Origin of the sequence: Actinoplanes philippinensis (genome assembly GCF_900113015.1) — a bacterium.
Taxonomy (GTDB): Bacteria; Actinomycetota; Actinomycetes; order Mycobacteriales; family Micromonosporaceae; genus Actinoplanes; species Actinoplanes philippinensis.
In genome coordinates, this window is the sequence record NZ_FONV01000005.1 from 605,120 (window position 1) to 621,802 (window position 16,683).

The 16,683-nt window shown below is 70.5% G+C and carries 16 protein-coding genes; 6 read left to right on the forward strand and 10 right to left on the reverse strand.

From position 1 onward, the window contains the following. Positions 1 to 40: 40 nt before the first annotated feature. From BM290_RS15960 to BM290_RS15970, 3 genes are all read right to left on the reverse strand, one after another. Entirely contained in the window at positions 41 to 694 is a 654-nt protein-coding gene (locus BM290_RS15960) for a PulJ/GspJ family protein (RefSeq protein WP_093614609.1), read from the reverse strand. Beyond that, the gene (locus BM290_RS15965; RefSeq protein WP_093614611.1) at positions 694 to 2,391 is read right to left on the reverse strand and encodes a putative Ig domain-containing protein; all 1,698 of its coding nucleotides are present in this window, start codon (positions 2,389 to 2,391) and stop codon (positions 694 to 696) included. Before BM290_RS15965 ends, BM290_RS15960 begins: the two co-directional genes overlap by 1 nt. A gap of 76 nt (positions 2,392 to 2,467) precedes the next feature. After that, the gene (locus tag BM290_RS15970) at positions 2,468 to 3,466 is read right to left on the reverse strand and encodes a polyprenyl synthetase family protein (RefSeq protein WP_093614613.1); all 999 of its coding nucleotides are present in this window, start codon (positions 3,464 to 3,466) and stop codon (positions 2,468 to 2,470) included. Between the two features lie 65 nt (positions 3,467 to 3,531). On the opposite strand from BM290_RS15970, the gene BM290_RS15975 reads away from it, so the two are divergent. Continuing rightward, positions 3,532 to 4,698 carry an acyl-CoA dehydrogenase family protein gene (locus BM290_RS15975; RefSeq protein ID WP_093614615.1) on the forward strand — a complete coding sequence of 389 codons (1,167 nt, stop codon included), beginning with the start codon at positions 3,532 to 3,534 and terminating at the stop codon, positions 4,696 to 4,698. A 51-nt stretch (positions 4,699 to 4,749) separates the two neighbouring features. Here the strand turns inward: BM290_RS15975 and BM290_RS15980 are convergent, their stop codons facing one another. Continuing rightward, positions 4,750 to 5,448, reverse strand: coding sequence for a DUF6518 family protein (locus tag BM290_RS15980; protein WP_177319729.1), 699 nt, complete (start codon positions 5,446 to 5,448; stop codon positions 4,750 to 4,752). Positions 5,449 to 5,514: 66 nt separating this feature from the next. On the opposite strand from BM290_RS15980, the gene BM290_RS15985 reads away from it, so the two are divergent. The 3 genes from BM290_RS15985 to BM290_RS15995 all read left to right on the forward strand — a co-directional run bounded on the left by BM290_RS15985 (position 5,515) and on the right by BM290_RS15995 (position 7,812). Continuing rightward, entirely contained in the window at positions 5,515 to 5,688 is a 174-nt protein-coding gene (locus tag BM290_RS15985; protein ID WP_093614617.1) for a CsbD family protein, read from the forward strand. Between the two features lie 151 nt (positions 5,689 to 5,839). Then, positions 5,840 to 7,081, forward strand: a complete 1,242-nt coding sequence (locus tag BM290_RS15990; RefSeq protein ID WP_093614619.1) for a VWA domain-containing protein — start codon at positions 5,840 to 5,842, stop codon at positions 7,079 to 7,081. A gap of 2 nt (positions 7,082 to 7,083) precedes the next feature. Further along, entirely contained in the window at positions 7,084 to 7,812 is a 729-nt protein-coding gene (locus BM290_RS15995; RefSeq protein WP_093614621.1) for a heme exporter protein CcmD, read from the forward strand. A 36-nt stretch (positions 7,813 to 7,848) separates the two neighbouring features. Here BM290_RS15995 and BM290_RS16000 read toward each other — a convergent pair whose 3' ends face one another. Continuing rightward, positions 7,849 to 9,237: an Nramp family divalent metal transporter gene (locus BM290_RS16000; protein ID WP_143133756.1), complete on the reverse strand. Its 1,389-nt coding sequence runs from the start codon at positions 9,235 to 9,237 to the stop codon at positions 7,849 to 7,851. After that, positions 9,212 to 10,069, reverse strand: coding sequence for a shikimate dehydrogenase (locus BM290_RS16005; RefSeq protein WP_239143574.1), 858 nt, complete (start codon positions 10,067 to 10,069; stop codon positions 9,212 to 9,214). Before BM290_RS16005 ends, BM290_RS16000 begins: the two co-directional genes overlap by 26 nt. A gap of 76 nt (positions 10,070 to 10,145) precedes the next feature. On the opposite strand from BM290_RS16005, the gene BM290_RS16010 reads away from it, so the two are divergent. Then, on the forward strand, positions 10,146 to 10,799 hold the full coding sequence (locus BM290_RS16010; protein ID WP_093614625.1) for a TetR/AcrR family transcriptional regulator: 654 nt from the start codon (positions 10,146 to 10,148) through the stop codon (positions 10,797 to 10,799). Between the two features lie 7 nt (positions 10,800 to 10,806). After that, positions 10,807 to 12,600: a bifunctional sugar phosphate isomerase/epimerase/4-hydroxyphenylpyruvate dioxygenase family protein gene (locus BM290_RS16015; RefSeq protein ID WP_093614627.1), complete on the forward strand. Its 1,794-nt coding sequence runs from the start codon at positions 10,807 to 10,809 to the stop codon at positions 12,598 to 12,600. Between the two features lie 128 nt (positions 12,601 to 12,728). On the opposite strand, the gene BM290_RS16020 is transcribed toward BM290_RS16015, so the two are convergent. The 4 genes from BM290_RS16020 to BM290_RS16035 are packed head-to-tail and all read right to left on the reverse strand — an operon-like array spanning position 12,729 to position 16,656. After that, complete coding sequence (locus BM290_RS16020; protein ID WP_093614629.1) at positions 12,729 to 13,826, reverse strand: VWA domain-containing protein; 1,098 nt, start codon at positions 13,824 to 13,826, stop codon at positions 12,729 to 12,731. Further along, the gene (locus tag BM290_RS16025; protein WP_093614631.1) at positions 13,826 to 14,788 is read right to left on the reverse strand and encodes a VWA domain-containing protein; all 963 of its coding nucleotides are present in this window, start codon (positions 14,786 to 14,788) and stop codon (positions 13,826 to 13,828) included. Before BM290_RS16025 ends, BM290_RS16020 begins: the two co-directional genes overlap by 1 nt. Further along, positions 14,785 to 15,663: a DUF58 domain-containing protein gene (locus tag BM290_RS16030; protein WP_093614633.1), complete on the reverse strand. Its 879-nt coding sequence runs from the start codon at positions 15,661 to 15,663 to the stop codon at positions 14,785 to 14,787. The genes BM290_RS16025 and BM290_RS16030 overlap by 4 nt, the downstream gene beginning before the upstream one ends. Continuing rightward, positions 15,664 to 16,656: an AAA family ATPase gene (locus BM290_RS16035; protein ID WP_093614635.1), complete on the reverse strand. Its 993-nt coding sequence runs from the start codon at positions 16,654 to 16,656 to the stop codon at positions 15,664 to 15,666. Positions 16,657 to 16,683: the final 27 nt, after the last annotated feature.

The following is a 16,683-nucleotide window of genomic DNA, read 5'->3' on the forward strand; positions in this document are numbered from 1 at the left end:
GATCCCCGGTCGTCGCGGGCGCACCTCATCATTCTTGCTCTCACGGGGTCACTCCTACGCAATAGTCAGTTTTGTACTTATTGTCGTCGGTGGTCGTACCGGCGTTCTGTGCGGTGAAGGTGGCGTCGAACGGCATGGTGACGGTGCCGTCCTGCACGTTGAAGTACAGGCGGACCTGGTAGAACACGGGCTGATAGTCGGCGCCCATGCCGGTGGGGGCGCTGGGCGGGACGCCGGCCTTGTTGCGGGTGAAGGGGTTCGCTCCGGTGATCTGCTTGATGTTCGACGCCAGCGCCATCGTGGCGTCCTTGGTCGTGCCCCTCGTGGCCCAGGTGGTCAGGCTCAGGTCACCCGTGGTGCTCAGCTTGAGCGCCCGGCACCCGTCCTGGGTGGCGAACTTGATCGTCCAGGCGCCGTTGACCAGCGCCTCCTGGCCGATCCAGGTCGCGTAGCGGATCTCCCGGTCCATCCGGCGGAAGCTGTTGTCCAGCTGGTCGCGGACCGCGCCGGTGTTGTCGATCCGCTTGGTGCCCGAGTAGATCTCGGTCACCGCGGTGACGGTGATCAGCGTGACGAAGGACAGGATCGTCATCGCGATCACCATCTCGGCGAGCGTGAATCCACTGTCGTCACCACCGGCCAGGCGGGTGCGCAGCCGCTGCCACATTCCGGTCGCCCTTCTTGTCGCGGCCATCAGGAGATCGTCCAGTTCATGGTCAGCACGGCGGTCTGCGTGACGGTCGCCAGCTTCGCGGTGGCGGTGACGGTGACCTGGTAGGTCCCGGCCGTGGTCGGCGTGCCGATGATCGCGTCCTTCCCGCTGTTCCACTTCAGGCCCGGTGGCAGCGAGGGCGCGTCGAGGGTGAGGCCGGTCAGCGTGAGCAGCTGGCTGTTCGTGGTCACGGGCAGGTTGACGGCGGTCCCGACCTTGCCGGTCCGGTCGGCGCCGACCAGAGCCGGCGACGTGAAGTTGAGGACCGCCGTCGAGTTGACGACGAGCTCGAAGGAGCCGCTGGCGGTCGCGGCCCGCCCGTCGGTCACCGTGATCGTCGGCAGGTACCGCCCGGCCACCTTGGGCGCCCCGGACAGCGCGCCGGTCGACGTGTTGATGGTCACCCCGCTCGGCAGGCCGGTGGCGGCGTACGTGTACTTCAGGTCGCCGTTCGCCCCGGTCGCGGTGGCGCTGACCGCCGCGTTGTAGTTGACCTGCAGAGCGGGCGGCACGGTGATGGTCGGCGGCTTGTAGGGGAGCACCGTGAGGTTGAAGGTCACCTCGGCGGACTTGAGGTTGGCGTCCTCGACCTTGACGGTGATCGGATAGACCCCGGTCGCGGTCGGCGTGCCGGTGAGGACACCGGTGGCGCGGTCCAGGTCCAGGTCCAGGTTGTCGTCGATGTTGACCAGGGTGAAGACGCGGTTCGGCACACCGTTGGCGGCCGGCACGGTCAGGCTGACCGGGTTGCCGACGATGCTCGTCAGATTGGTCGGCGCACTGATCGTCGGTGGCGTGACCGCGTGCCACACGATGGTGCCGGAGTCCATGCGTTTGAGGGAGTCGGTCACGGTCACCGTGGTCGACGTGTCACCGGCGACGGTGGGCAGTCCTTTGACGACCCCGGTCTTCGGGTCGATGGTGAGCCAGGACGGCTTCGTCGCCGCCCACGACCACACGTTGGGCAGCTGGCCGTGGTCGACGTCGAGCCAGTTCGGCGTCTCGCTGTTGACGTAGAACCACATCTCGGTGGTGATCAGGTCCGGAGGGCCGGCCTTGGAGTCGAAGGTGGGCTCGGCCTGCGAGGCGACCAGCGTCGAGGCGATGTAGCTGCAGTTGTCGCCGGAGCAGTTCTTGCCGCTCCAGGTGACCAGCACGACGACCCGGAAGTACTTGAGGATCTCGGCCGGGTTCGCCGGTGGCGTGCCGAACGACGGGTCCACGCAGTCGTCGTTGCGCAGGTAGTAGATCTCGCAGCGGCCGACGAAGATGTCGCGCTGGAACTGCATGGTGCCGGCCGAGATCGTCTGGGTGGCGGTGGAGAGCGCCGCGTTGTCACCCAGGGTGGAGGCCGGGTCGGTGATCTCCGCGTCCGAGGCGATCTGCATGCTGCCCAGGTACTTCTTCATCTTGCCGCGGTAGTTTCCGGCCAGCGCCCGGTCCCACTGTTCCTTCGCCTTCAGCGGGCCGCGCCCGGCGAGCAGCGACGTGCCCTTCAGCCCGCGCACCTGCTCGATCGTGGTGGAGGCCACCTGGACCGCCTGGCGCTGGTCACGCTGATGCGACACGGCGAGGTTGCCGTTGACGAAGAACGACCCCAGCCCGGCCATCGCGACGCTGAGTACGGCCAGCGCCACGAGCAGCTCGACGAGCGTGAAACCGTCGTCCTCGCTTCGCATCTCTCTCCCCCGCTGTGCTTCTCCTAGAGAATTGGCACAGCGCTCATCGGCTCGAGGCCGGGAGAGTGAAGAGAAATCAGCCGGTGCGATCCGCGATGTAGTGGCAGAGCTGCTCCAGCGCCTGACGGGCCGGACCGGCGGGCAGGGTGCCGGCGCTGCGGCGGGCCGCCTCCGCGTAGCCGTGCACGGTCTCCCGCGCCTGCTTCAGGGCAGCCGACTCGCGCAGCAGGACCAGCGCCTCAGCGTGCTCCTCATCGTCGGTGAGGGGGCCTTTCGAGAGGAGTTCCCGCAAACGGGGGCTGCCGGACGACGGATCGGACAACACGTACAGCATCGGCAGGGTGGGCACGCCCTCGCGCAGGTCGGTGCCGGGCGTCTTGCCGGACTGGGCGGTCTCCGAGGCGATGTCGAGCAGGTCGTCGGAGAGCTGGAAGGCGATGCCGATCGCGGTGCCGTAGTCGGCGAGCGTGCGCACGTGGTGGGCGGGCAGCCCGGCGAAGAGGCCGCCGAACCAGGCCGACGTGGCGATCAGCGAGGCCGTCTTGTCCTCGACGACCTGCAGGTGGTGCCGGATCGGGTCGCCGCCGCGCGGGCCGACGGTCTCCGCGAGCTGCCCGCGGACCAGCTGGGACAGGGTGCTCGCCTGCCGCCGGACCGCCGCCTCGCCCAGGCTCGCCGCCATCTGGGCGGCCCGGGCCAGCAGGAAGTCACCGACGTAGACGGCGATCCGGTTGCTCCACCGCGAGTTCGCGCTGGCCGCGCCCCGCCGCAGCGGCGCCTCGTCCATCACGTCGTCGTGATAGAGGGTGGCCAGGTGGGTCAGCTCCATCAGCACGGCGGCGGTCAGCAGCTCGGGCCGGGACGCGTCGCCCAGCTGGGCGCAGAGCGAGACGGTCAGCGGGCGGAACCGCTTGCCGCCGGCCCGGACCAGGTGCGCCGCGGCCTCGTCGATCAGCGGGTCGGGGCTGGTCACCGCGACCAGCAGCTCGCTCTCCACCCCGGTCAGGAACGCCGCGACCCGGTCGCGGACGTCCGGATCGACGAGGTCGCTGAGTCCAGGTATCGAGGCCGCCATGATCAAGAGGCTAGATCACCCCTCTGAGAGAACGCTGACGAGCCCGGCGGTGCAGAATCGATCCCATGACCCTCACCGATCCGCTCGACCTGCTCGACTTCGACAGCCTGCTCAGCGACGAGGAGCGGCAGATCCGCGAGACGGTGGCGCGGTTCGTGACCGAGCACGTGCGCCCGCACGTGGCCGACTGGTTCGAGGAGGGCACGTTCCCCCGTGAGCTGGCGCCCGAGCTGGGCAAGCTCGGTGTCCTCGGGATGCATTTGGAGGGTTACGGCTGCGCCGGGACGAGCGCCGTGGCGTACGGTCTGGCCTGCCTGGAACTGGAGGCCGGCGACTCGGGGCTGCGCAGTTTCGTCTCGGTGCAGGGCTCGCTGGCGATGTTCTCGATCTGGCGGTATGGGTCGGAGGAGCAGAAACTCCAGTGGCTGCCCCGGATGGCCGCCGGTGAGGCGATCGGATGTTTCGGCCTCACCGAGCCCGACTTCGGCAGCGATCCGGCGAACATGCGCACCCGCGCGGTGCGCGACGGTGACGACTGGATCCTCAACGGGTCGAAGATGTGGATCACCAACGGCAGCATCGCCGACGTGGCGACCGTCTGGGCCCGTACCGAAGAGGGGATCCGGGGTTTTCTCGTCCCGAGGGACACGCCCGGCTTCACCACCCGGACGATCAAGAAGAAGCTGTCGCTGCGCGCCTCGATCACCGGTGAGCTGTCGCTGGACGACGTGCGGCTGCCCGCCTCGGCGCAGTTGCCGGAGGCGCGCGGGCTCGGGGCGCCGCTGAGCTGCCTGAGCGAGGCCCGGTTCGGCATCGTCTTCGGCTCGGCCGGGGCGGCGCTCGACTGCGTGCGCACCGCGGTCGACTACGCGAACTCGCGTGTCCAGTTCGGCAGGCCGATCGCCGCCTTCCAGCTCACCCAGCAGAAACTGGCCGACATGGCGGTCGACCTGAACACGTCGGCGCTGCTCGCGCTGCACCTGGGCCGCCTCAAGGACGCCGGCACGATCAAGCCGCACCAGATCAGCGTCGGCAAGCTCAACAACGTGCGGACGGCGCTGGCCATCGCCCGCGAGTGCCGCACGATCCTCGGCGGCAGCGGCATCACCCTGGAGTATTCGCCGCTGCGGCACGCCAACAACCTCGAATCGGTCCTCACCTACGAGGGCACCTCCGAGATCCACACGCTGGTGATCGGCCAGACGCTCACCGGCCACGCCGCTTTCAAATAACCCCTTCGTGGTACGGCCACGACGTCCCGACCGCAACCACGCCGTCCCCGGCTACCGCGCGACGCGGGCGGCACTCCCGGCCGACAGCGCGGCCGCCGGGCGTATGCGGTGGTGCATCACTTCGCCGAGGCCGGTGATGCCGGCGTCGGCGCGGCTCACCAGCACGACGAGTGCCAGCCCCGACGCGATCAGGACTGCGGCGTACCCCAGGCTGTCCGAGGTCGTGTAGCTGGGATCGGTCATCCGCTTGAGCTGCATCGCGGCCTCGGCGAACAGCACGGCGCCCGGCATGGCCGCGGCAGCCGCACGCAAACGCCCCGCGGTTCGCGCCAGCACGCCCGCCGCGCCGAAGACCGTGCCGGCCACCACACCCAACGCCATCCAGAGCAACGCGGTGGCGTTGTACATGTTCTCCGGGGAATCGCTCTGGATCACGGTGGCGGCGAGGTAGTAGCTCGGCACGGCGAGAACCAGGCAGAGCACCGAGCCGACGATGCCGGCCGGCAACGTCCATCGATTGAGGAAGGCCAGCAGGAACGCCACTACGGCCCAGACCGCGATCGAGTTGCCCAGGCCACCGAACGGAAAGGGGACGTACTTGATCCACACGAAGTCGAGCACGCCCAGGAGCACACCCGCGCCGGGAACCACTACCGCGGGACACCCCGGCCTGCGCCGGCCGAGGGCATGGTTCTGCCGCATGGCGGCCACGCCGGACGGGAGCACGGTGCGGACGCGGACCGCTGACACGATTAGCCACCCCGCCTGACGGGTATCTGCCGATTCGTAGCGATCGCCCGACTCTGGAGGTGCCCGATGGCGTTCGACGACAAGGTCGACAACAAGGCCGAGGAGATCGGCGGCAAGGTCAAGGAAGGCGTCGGCAAGGCCACCGACAATGAGAGCCTGGAGGCCGAAGGCAAGGCCGATCAGGCCGGCGCGAACCTGAAGCAGGCCGGCGAGAAGATCAAGGACGTCTTCAAGTCCTGACCTCACACTCGCTCACCGCGGGCCGTGGCGCACGATGTGCCGCGGCCCGCTGCCGTCTCCTGACTCCCGGGCGGCGTCGCGATGGGCGTCGCCGGGTGCCTGGCCGCCCCGCGGGACCCGTACCCGTGACGTATGTTTATGATCTTGCCGCGTGATCCACAGAAAACTGTCCATTGTGGCAGCAATAGGATTGATCGCGGTCGCCGTTCCCGGCGCCTCTCCCGCCCGCGCCGACGAGACCACCGCCGAACCGCCCGTGGTGGAGCTGGTCCTCGACGTCAGCGGCTCGATGAAGGCCGACGACATCGACGGCGAGACCCGGATGACGGTCGCCAAACGCGCCTTCAACGAGGTCGTCGACGCCCTGCCGGAGACCACCCAGCTCGGCATCCGGGTGCTCGGCGCGACCTACGGCGGCGAGAACAAGAAGCAGGGCTGCAAGGACACCCAGCAGATCGTGGCGGTCGGCCAGGTCAACCGGGTCGCCGCCAAGAACGCCATCGCCACCCTGAAACCGACCGGCTTCACCCCGATCGGCCTGGCCCTGCGCGAGGCGGCGAAGGACCTGGACGGCGCCGGAGCCGCCCGCCGGATCGTCCTGATCACCGACGGCGAGGACACCTGCACCCCGCCCGACCCGTGCGACGTGGCCCGTGAGCTGGCCGCCCAGGGCACCGACCTGGTCGTCGACACGCTCGGCCTCGCGCCCGACGAGAAGACCCGCAAGCAGTTGGTCTGCATCTCGCAGGCGACCGGTGGCACGTACGCCGCGGCGCAGAGCGAGGAGGAGCTGACCGACCGGATCAAGCAGCTCGTCGACCGGGCCGCGCTGCCGCCGCCGGTCACCCCGGCCGAGGTCAAGGGCGCCCAGGACTGTGCGACCGCTCCCCTGCTGGCCGCCGGCGTCTACACCGACCGGGAGCTGATCGGCGAGCACCGCTTCTACCGGGTCTCGGTCCGCGACGGCGACGAGCTGCGCGCCTCGGCCAGCATCGCCCTGGACCGGCCGCTGAACCGCGACTACGGCGTGCTGATCAAGGCGGCCACCGTGGACGGCCGCGAACTGGTCCGTGGCGTGGACGCGGGCAGCGGCCGCGCGGACGTGATCTCGGCCGGCCTGCGCTGGTCCGGTGACGAGGAGCCGGCGCTCGCCGCGACCTCGGACATCTGCCTGATCGTGAGCAACTCGTTCGCCTCGGCCACTGCCGCCGGCGCGCCGGGCATGCCCGTCGAGCTGAGCATCGGCCTGGTCGCCGCGTCCCGGACACCGGACGCCCCCGGCCTCGGCAGCGGCTTCCTGCTGCTCCTCGTGCTCGTGATCGCCGGCCTGATCGCCGGAGTGCTGGCCGGCTGGCTGACCCGCTGGTGGGTCGCCAAGTGGAAGGAGAACTGATCATGCAGCAGCTCGTACTCGCCGCGGCTCTTCTTCTCGCCGACCCGTCCGCCGGCCCGACACCGCTGGTCAGCACCGCGGGCACGTCCTACCTGACCGCGGTGTCGATCGCCGCCGACCAGCCGGTCAAGGTCTCCGCCGTGACCGGCGACTACCTGTACTGGCAGTTCCCGGCCACCGCCGGGCAGCGGCCGGAGCTCGCCGTCGACGTGGCGCTGCCCGCGCAGGGCCGGACCGGCGACCACGCGTGGACCGTCGAGGTCTTCGACGGGCTGCGCCGACGGCAGGCCTGTGTCGGTGGCGAGCAGAGCCCGGTCGCCGAGACATCGGCCACGTCGGTGACGCTCGGCTGCCGGCTGCGGCAGGTCCGCTCGTGGGCCGAGCCGTGGGACGGCGACCCGCTGCCCGGCACCTACTACGTACGCCTGTCCAGCACCGACCTGCCGGAGAAGGACCTGGGCCTGCCGGTCGAGGTGAGCCTGAAACTCACCGCGCCGACCGGCGACACCGGCGCCGACCAGGGTTCACTGGCCGCCCCGCTGGTCCCGGACAACCGCCCCGGCAAGATCCTGACCACGCCGGCGCCGACGGTGCCGGCGGAGCCGGAGGAGGAGTACTTCGCCTGGGTCCCGGACTTCTCGTCCCGCTGGATCTGGACGGCGAGCGGTGGCGTGCTGGCCGCCCTCGCCGGCCTGATCGGCTTCTCCTGGACCCGTCGCCGCAGGGTCTGAGTGACGGGGGCCGTCCGGATGGGCGGCCCCCACCACCTACAGCTTGTCGAGCTGGGTCACCACCATGGCGATCGCGAAGAAGCCGTAGAAACCGATCGCCGCCAGCAGCCCGCCCAGCCGCCACCCGCGGATCCGGATCGGCGCCGGGAGGTCTCTGGTGTTGAGGCGGACCAGCAGGACCGAGTAGAGCAGCGTCACCACCGAGGCCGCGCAGGTGGAGACGATCAGCAGGCCGAGCGGCTGGGTGAAGCCGGCGAGCAGGATGATCGAGCCGAGCACGATCTCGGTCCACACCACGGTCAGGTAGAGCCGCGCCTCGGTCCAGCGCGCCGACCCGGCGAGGTAGTTGCGCCGCAGGAAGTCCGACGCGACCCGGCCGATGATGTCGAGCAGGCCCATCGCGGCCGCCCACAGCGACACCGCCGCGACCGCCAGGAAGAGCAGCTTCAGCCAGGTGCCGACCTCGGCCTGGAAGATGTCGCCCTGGATCCGCAGGAAAGACGGGTCCGACTTCAGGTCGCCACGGCCGAAGAGGGTCTCGTACGCGAGCAGGCTCATCACGCCGATCGTCACGAAGCAGACCGCCACGAACGTGACCAGGTGCTCGACGTTGGCCCGTCGCCACCACAGGTTCCAGCGGCTCATCGACGTCTCGTCCAGGGGGAACTGATAGCGGTCGCCGGTGCCGGCCGCCTCCTCCTGGCCGGTGATCGGGGAGACCAGCCGGGGGACGTGCGCGCCCATGCCGTACCGCTTGTCCCGGATCCAGTTGCTCAGCACCAGGTTGTGCACACCGCCGGCCCCGGCCGCGCCGATCGCGCTGAGCAGCATGGTGAACGTGATGCCGTCCGGGATCTGCCCGAACTCGGTGACCGTCGCCTTCGCGCCCTCGCCCCAGGTGCTCAGCGAGATGACGAAGACGACGACGACGGCGAGGAAGAACAGGGTCAGCGCGACCTTGAGCGTCTCGACCCGCTCGACCGTCTTGTAGATCACCTTGGAGAAGGTCAGCAGCACCCCGACCACGGCCAGCCCGATCACCGTGATCCACACCGGATCACCGCCGGCGAAGAGGTAGGTGAGCAGGGTCGAGCCGCTGGTCGCCCAGCCGGGCCAGACGTACTGGAAGGCGCCGGCCAGGCAGATGATGATGCCCCAGCCCTTCCACCAGCGGGAGAATCCGGCCACCACGGTCTGGCCGGTGGCCAGCGTGTAGCGCTCGATCTCCATGTTGATGACGAACTGCACGGCCAGCGTGGTGAACGCCAGCCAGAGCAGGCCGAGGCCGCCGATGGCGGTCAGGTACGGCCAGAGGATGATCTCGCCGGCCGCCATGCCGATCCCGACGGCGACGACGCCGGGCCCGACCATTCTGCGCAGTGAGGGGGGTTCGGGAAGCTCACGAGTGGTGGTCTCGGTCAACATGTCCGCGCTCCAGAAGATGGGAGAGGTGGAGGAGCATCCGCGCGATTTCGGGGGTACGCCCGGTGAACAGCTCGAACGCGGCGGCGGCCTGGTAGGCGCACATCGCCGCGCCGCCGACCGCCCGCAGCCCGGCGGCCCGGGCCGCGCGCAGCAGCTCCGTCTCCACCGGCATGTAGACGATGTCGGCGACCCACAGGCCGCGGTGGAGCGACGCTGCGGGCAGCGGGATCCCCGGGTGGTGACGCATGCCGATCGGACTGGTGTTGACCAGCCCGTCGGCGTCTTTCAGGAGGGCCGGGCCGGCCGTCTCCCGGTGGCTCGCGCCGAGCCGGTCGGCGAGTTTCCCGCCGCGGGAGCGATCCGGGTCCACGATGGTCAGCCGCTCGACGCCGAGACCGCGCAGGGCGTGGCCGCAGGCGGCTCCGGCGCCGCCCGCGCCCAGTTGAACGACGTGACCGGTGGCCGCGCCGGGCAGCTGGGTACGGAAGGACTCGGCGAACCCGTACGCGTCGGTGTTGTGCCCGTGCCGTCGCCCGCCGGAGAACACGACGGTGTTGACGGCGCCGATGTCCCGGGCGGTCGGGGACAGCTCGTCGAGGTGCTTGATCACCTGTTGTTTGAACGGGTGGGTGATGTTGAGCCCGGCGAACCCGGCACGCTCGGCCTCGTCGAGATGCCGTTCCAGGTCCGATGGGGACTCGGCGTCGAACAGCGTGTAGGTGAGCCCGAGGTGGTGGTGGCGCCCCTCGGCCTCGTGCAGCGCCGGTGACAGCGAGGCGCCGATCCCGTGCCCGATCAGCCCGCACCGGCATGCCGACATCTCGATCTCCATTTCTAATGTACGAACTGGTACGTTAGTTATCGGGTGTGACGGCGGACACTGTCAAGGCCCACGGCAGACTGGGTTCATGACGCAGGAGAAAACAGTGCGGGCAGACACGGGCGAGCGGCGGCGCGACGCCGAGCGCACCCGCACCGAGCTGCTCGACGTGGCCACCGAGGAGTTCGCCGACCGCGGCTACAGCGGGGCCAGAGTGGACGAGATCGCCGCCCGTACCAGGACGACGAAGCGGATGATCTACTACTACTTCGGCGGCAAGGAGCAGCTCTACCTGGCGGTTCTGGAACGGGCGTACGCCGAGATCCGCGCCGCCGAGCGGACCGCCGACGTCGGCCATCTCGACCCGGTCGCGGCCGTCCGCCGGCTCGCCGAGGTCACCTTCGACCACCACGAGGCGCACCCCGCGTTCATCAAGCTCGTCGGCGTCGAGAACGCGCAGCAGGCCAAGCACATGAACCACGTGGCCCGGCTCGTCGACCTCAACAGCTCGGCCGTCGACCTGCTCCGCGAGGTGCTCGACAGGGGCCACGACGAGGGCCTCTTCCGCGCCGACGTCGACGCCCTCGACGTCCACATGATGATCAGCTCGTTCTGCTTCTTCCGCGTCGCCAACCGCCACACGTGGGGCGCGCTCTTCGACCGGGACCTGCTCGACCCGCAGCGTCGGGAGCACTACCGCACGATGCTCGGCGATCTGGTGACCGGCTATCTACGAAAGTGAGTCCCGCATGCGCCGGTCGATCGCCACCGTCTGTCTCTCCGGAACCCTCGACGACAAGCTGACGGCGGCGGCCGCGGCCGGATTCGACGGCATCGAGCTGTTCGAGAACGATCTCGTGGTGTCGCCGACGGCGCCGGCCGAGGTCCGCAAGCGATGCGACGACCTCGGGCTCAGCATCGATCTGTACCAGCCGTTCCGCGACCTGGACTCCACTGACGACGGACTGTTCCGGAGGAGTCTGGAGAGGGCCGAGCGCAAGTTCGACGTGATGGCCGCCCTCGGCGTGGACACCGTGCTGGTCTGCTCGTCGGTCGCCCCGGCCGCCGCCGACGATGACGACCTGATCGCCGCCCAGCTCACCGAACTCGCCGGCCGTGCCCAGGCCCGCGGGATGCGGATCGCCTACGAGGCGCTGGCGTGGGGGCGGCACGTCTCCACCTGGGACCGGTCGTGGCGGATCGTGCGGCGCGCCGGCCATCCGGCGCTCGGGCTCTGTCTCGACTCGTTCCACGTGCTGTCCCGCGAGGTCAGCCCGGCCGGGATCGCGGAGATCACCCCCGGCAAGATCTTCTTCCTGCAGCTGGCCGACGCGCCGCACCTGAGCATGGACGTGCTCCAGTGGAGCCGGCACCACCGCCTCTTCCCCGGCCAGGGCGCCTTCGACCTGCCCGCTTTCGTCCGCCTGGTCCTCTCCGCCGGCTACGACGGCCCGCTGTCGCTGGAGGTCTTCAACGACGTCTTCCGCCAGTCCGACCCGGCCCGCACGGCCGTCGACGCGATGCGCTCGCTGATCGGCCTGGAGGACGCGCTCGCGGTACGCCACCTCCCCGGGGCTCCCGAGCTGGCCGGCCACGCCTTCACCGAGTTCGCCGTCGACGGCAACTCCGGCCCCGAACTCCGCTCCGCCCTGCGCGGCCTCGGCTTCACCCACACCGGCCAGCACCGCACCAAACCCGTAGAACTCTGGGAGCAGGGAACCGCCCGGATCGTCCTGAACAGCGCCGTGACCCGCCCCGGCCCGGCCGCCATCAGCGCTTTCGCGGTCACCTCCACCGATCCGGGCCGTTCGGTGACCCGCGCCGGGGCACTCCTGGCGCCGGCCCACCCGAACGTCCGCGAGCCCGGCGAAACCGAACTCGCCGCGATCACCGCCCCCGACGGCACCAGCGTCTTCGTGACCCCGCCCGGCGACGGATGGCGCGCCGACTTCCTCCCCACCGGCGTCCCGGCCGGACCGGGCGCCGGCCTGCTGACGGTCGACCATCTCGGGCTGGCGCAGCCGTTCGACCACTTCGACGAGGCGGGCCTCTTCTACCACTCGGTGCTGGGCCTGGACCATCTCGCCACCGAGGAGTACGCCGCCCCCTTCGGCCTGATGCGCTCCCGCGCCGTCGCGAACACGTCCCGCACCGTCCGGGTCGCCCTCACGGTGGCCCTGCTGCGCCGCGGCGAATGGGCGCCCGCGGTCGCCGACCCGCAACACGTCGCCTTCACCACCGACGACATCGTCGCCACCGCCGCGGCCCTCACCCTGCCGCCTCTGCCGGTGCCCGACAACTACTACGACGACCTGATCGCCCGCTTCGCCCTGGACGCCGATCTCGTCGCCACCCTGGCCCGGCACGGCATCCTCTACGACCGGGACCCGTCCGGCCACGAACTGCTCCACCTCTACACCCCGGTCTACGGCGGCCGCGTCTTCTTCGAGATCGTCGAACGCCGCCCCGGCTACGACCGCTTCGGCGAGCCCGACGCCCCGGTCCGCATGGCCGCGCAACGTCACCGTCGCTTGAACCCATGAGGGGGTACGGCCACCCCGCGTGGCCACCGGATTCAGCCCGGCGGCCGCCGGGCGGTCCGGACCGGCCACCTGCGTCGCGGGGCAGCCACGAGCCGCCGTCGATGCGGTTGGGGGCTGCCCACGCCGTACTACACCGGGTTTGCCGGACGACGGATCGCCGGACCGCGATTCCACCAGAGGGAAAGGCCCACGGCCGCGCTGACCAGTAGCGTGCCGAGCAGCAGGAACCAGACGCTGATCTCGACGTTCTGCTTGGTGAGGCCGAATTCGCGGGGCAGGTCGCCGAGGACGTCGGTGAGCTGCTCGGCGTCCTGGGCCTTGAAGTAGCGCCCGCCGGTGAGGTCGGCGACCTCGGTCAGCGCGTCCTCGTCGATCTCCCGGTTGCCGCCGCCCCGCCCGCCGCCGCCACCGCCGAACCCGCCGCCGCCGAATCCGCCGCCGGTGAACGCCGAGTCGCCGCTGACCTGCTCGGCGGTGCAGACCATCTGCTTGGGCTCGGTGGTGCCGAACCCGATCGTGTAGACGCGCAGCCGCCGGGCCGCGGCCTGTTCGGCGGCGGTGACCGGGGCGACGCCGGTGGTGTTCGACCCGTCGGTGAGGACGACGATGGTGTCCGGCTCGAAGTCGGCTCCGGTGCCGTCGGGGACTGTCCCGTTGAGGTCGACGCCGGTCTTGGCGACGTCCGGGTTGATCTCGGCGATCGCGTCGATCGAGGTGAGGATGGCCTGGCCGATCGCCGTGCCGCGAGCCGTCTTGAGGCCGGCGATCGCGTCGAGCAGCGGGTCCTTGTCGGCGGTCGGCGGCACCAGCAGGCCGGCGATCCCGGAGAAGGCGACCAGACCGATCTTCGTGTCGCCCTCCTGCGCCTCGACGAACTCGCGGGCCGCGTCGACCGCGACGGCCAGCCGGTTCGGGGCGATGTCGGTGTTGCACATCGAGCCGGACACGTCGATGGCCAGCAGGATCGTGGTGTCGTTGGACGGGACCGCGACCGACGCCTGCGGCCGGGCGATGCCTCCGGCCAGCGCGACCAGCCCGGTCAGGAACAGGTAGACCGGGATGCGCCGGCGCCACGCGGTCCGGCCGGGCAGCGCGGCCCGGATCAGGGCGACGCTCGACACGGTGACGGCGGTCCGTTTGCGGCGCCGGTTGAACCACCAGCGAGCGAGCAGCAGCAGCGGCACCGCGAGGACCGCGGCCAGCGCCCAGGGCCAGCTCAGCGACATCAGACGATCCTTCCGTGCCAGCGGACGCCCAGCAGCCCGCCGAGCGTCAGGAGCAGCAGGGCGACCGCGGCGAACGGGGCGGTCAGCTCGAGCGGCTCCTTCTCGGTGGTCAGGCGCAGGTCGATCGACTTGGTGCTGTCGGTGAGCGCGGCGGCGTCACCGGCCTGCTGGTACGCCCCGCCGGTCACCTGCGCCACGGTGGTCAGCAGCGTCTCGTCCAGGGCGGTGCCCAGCTGGAAGCCGTCCACCTCGACGGTCGCGCCCTTGGCGGTGCCGACGCCGACGGTCTGGATCCGGACGCCGGCGGCCGCGGCGAGCTCGGCGGCGGCCTGCACGTCGGGCCCGCCGGTCTCCTCGCCGTCGGAGAAGACGACGATCGTGGCGGACGGCCAATACCCGAGATCGGGGGCGGCGCCACCCTCCTGCGGGAGCGCGACCGGTTTACCGGTGATCGTGCCGAGCGCGACCAGGATGGCCTGCCCGAGCGAGGTGCCGCCGCTGGGCGTGACCCGGCCGATCGCGGCGATCGCGGCCGCGTGGTCGTCGGTGGGCGCCTGGGTGAGCAGCGCCTGGTCGCCGAAGACGAGCACGCCGACGTCGACGCTGTCCGGCTGGTCGGTGACGAACGCCTTCGCGGCCTCCTGCGCGGCGCCGAGCCGGCTCGGGGCGACGTCGGCGGCGGACATGCTGTTGGACACGTCGAAGGCGAGCAGGACGGTGCCGGCGACGCGGGGCACGGCGACCTCGGCCTGCGGACGGGCCAGACCGACCAGCATCACCGGGAGGGCGGCCAGGAGCAGGGCGTACGGCAGATGCTGGCGGAGCCGGCTTTTCTGCGATGCGGCGAAGCCGGCCTGACTCAGGGCTTCGGCGCGCCTTTTCTGCAGAACCACGTAACCGGCGACGGCCGCGGCGCCGACCAGGACGGCCACGCCGATGACGGCCGGGTAGAGGAAGGTCACCGGCGCCTCCGTCCGGAGCGGCGGACCATGTCGACCAGGGTGGCCGTCATGTCCTGGTCGGTGGTGATCCGGTGGGCGTCGACGCCGGCCCGGCGCATGCCGGCGGCCAGCTCGTCCTCGCGGGCGCCGACCTGCTCGGTGAGGCGGGCCCGCAGCAGCGGGTCGCTGGTGTCGACGAGCAGTTGCTCTCCGGTCTCGGCGTCCTCGACGAGGATCAGGCCGAGGTCGGGGAGTTCGAGTTCGGCCGGGTCGACGACGCGGATCACCACCACCTCGTGGCGGTGGGTGAGCTGGGCCAGCGGGCGGTCCCAGCCGGGGTCGCCGATGAAGTCGGACATGACGAAGACGAGGCTGCGCCGTTGCGCGGTGGTCGCCGCAGCCAAACGCAGCATGCCCGCCAAGTCGGTTGTCTTGTCCGACTTTTTCGTGACTTCTCGTGTGGCCTCACGAGCGATCCGCAGAACCTGATCCCGTCCGGCACGCGGCGGGATGACCTTGTGGGACTGATTGTCGAACAGGATCGCCCCGACCCGATTACCACCCTGGGAGATCAGCCGCGCGATCGCCACCGCCAGATCCGAAGCGGTCGACTCCTTGCCGGCACCGAACCTCATCGAGGCCGACCTGTCGATCACCATCCAGGCGGTCATCTCCCGATCCTCGGTGTACTGCCGGACGAACGGCTCGTCGAGGCGTGCCGTCACGTTCCAGTCGATGTGCCGGACGTCGTCCTCCGGCGTATACGCCCGCAGGTCGGTGAAGTCGAGCCCGGCGCCGTGCCACACGGTCCGGTAGGAGCCCTGCAGGCGCCCGTCGAGGCGGCGCCCGAGTTTCCACTCGAGGCGCCGCAGCAGCCGGTCGGGGGCGGTGGTCATCTAGCGGCCCCGGCCCGCGGGCTCCGGGAACGACAGGTTCGCCAGGATCTTCGCGATGATCAGGTCGGCGGTGACCTCGTCGGAGAGCGCCTCGTAGGAGAGCACCAGCCGGTGCCGCAGGACATCCAGGGCAAGGTCACCGAGATCTTCGGGTACGACGTACTCCCGGCCGCGGATGTAGGCCAGCGCCCGCCCCGCCAGCACCAGGCTGATCGAAGACCGTGGACTGGCCCCGAACGTGACGTAGCGGGCCAGGTCGGTGAGCCCGACCCGGGCCGGGTCACGGGTGGCGTGGGCGAGGTTCACCGCGTACTCGATGAGGGACGGGTCGACGTAGACCCGGTCGACCTCCTCCTGCAGGCCGGCGAGGGTGGCCGGGTCGATGATCCGCTGGATCGCGGCGGCCCGCCCGAGAGCCCGCTCGACGACCACGAACTCCTCGGTGACGCTGGGGTAGCCGACCACCACCTTCATCATGAAGCGGTCGACCTGCGCCTCGGGCAGCGGATAGACGCCCTCGTTCTCGATCGGGTTCTGGGTGGCCATCACCAGGAACGGGCTGGGCAGCTTATGGGTCTCGCGGCCGATGGTGACCTGCCGCTCCTGCATCGTCTCCAGCAGGGCGCTCTGCACCTTGGCCGGCGCCCGGTTGATCTCGTCGGCCAGCAGCAGGTTGGTGAAGACCGGGCCGAGCTGCACCTGGAACTCGCCGCTCTGCTGGTTGTAGACGCGGGTGCCGACGATGTCGGCGGGGACCAGGTCGGGGGTGAACTGCACCCGGTGGAAGTCGCCGCCGATCGCCTCGGCCAGCGACTTGACGGCGAGTGTCTTGGCCAGGCCGGGCACACCCTCGACCAGGATGTGCCCCCGGGCCAGCAGCGCCACGATCAGCCGCTCGAGCAGGTTGTCCTGGCCGACGATGGTCTTCTTGACCTCGTAGAGCACCTTCTCGATCGGGCCGGCGGAGGCGGGCGGGGCGTCGGTCCAGCTCATTCATCCATCCTTGCTCGTGTCGAACGA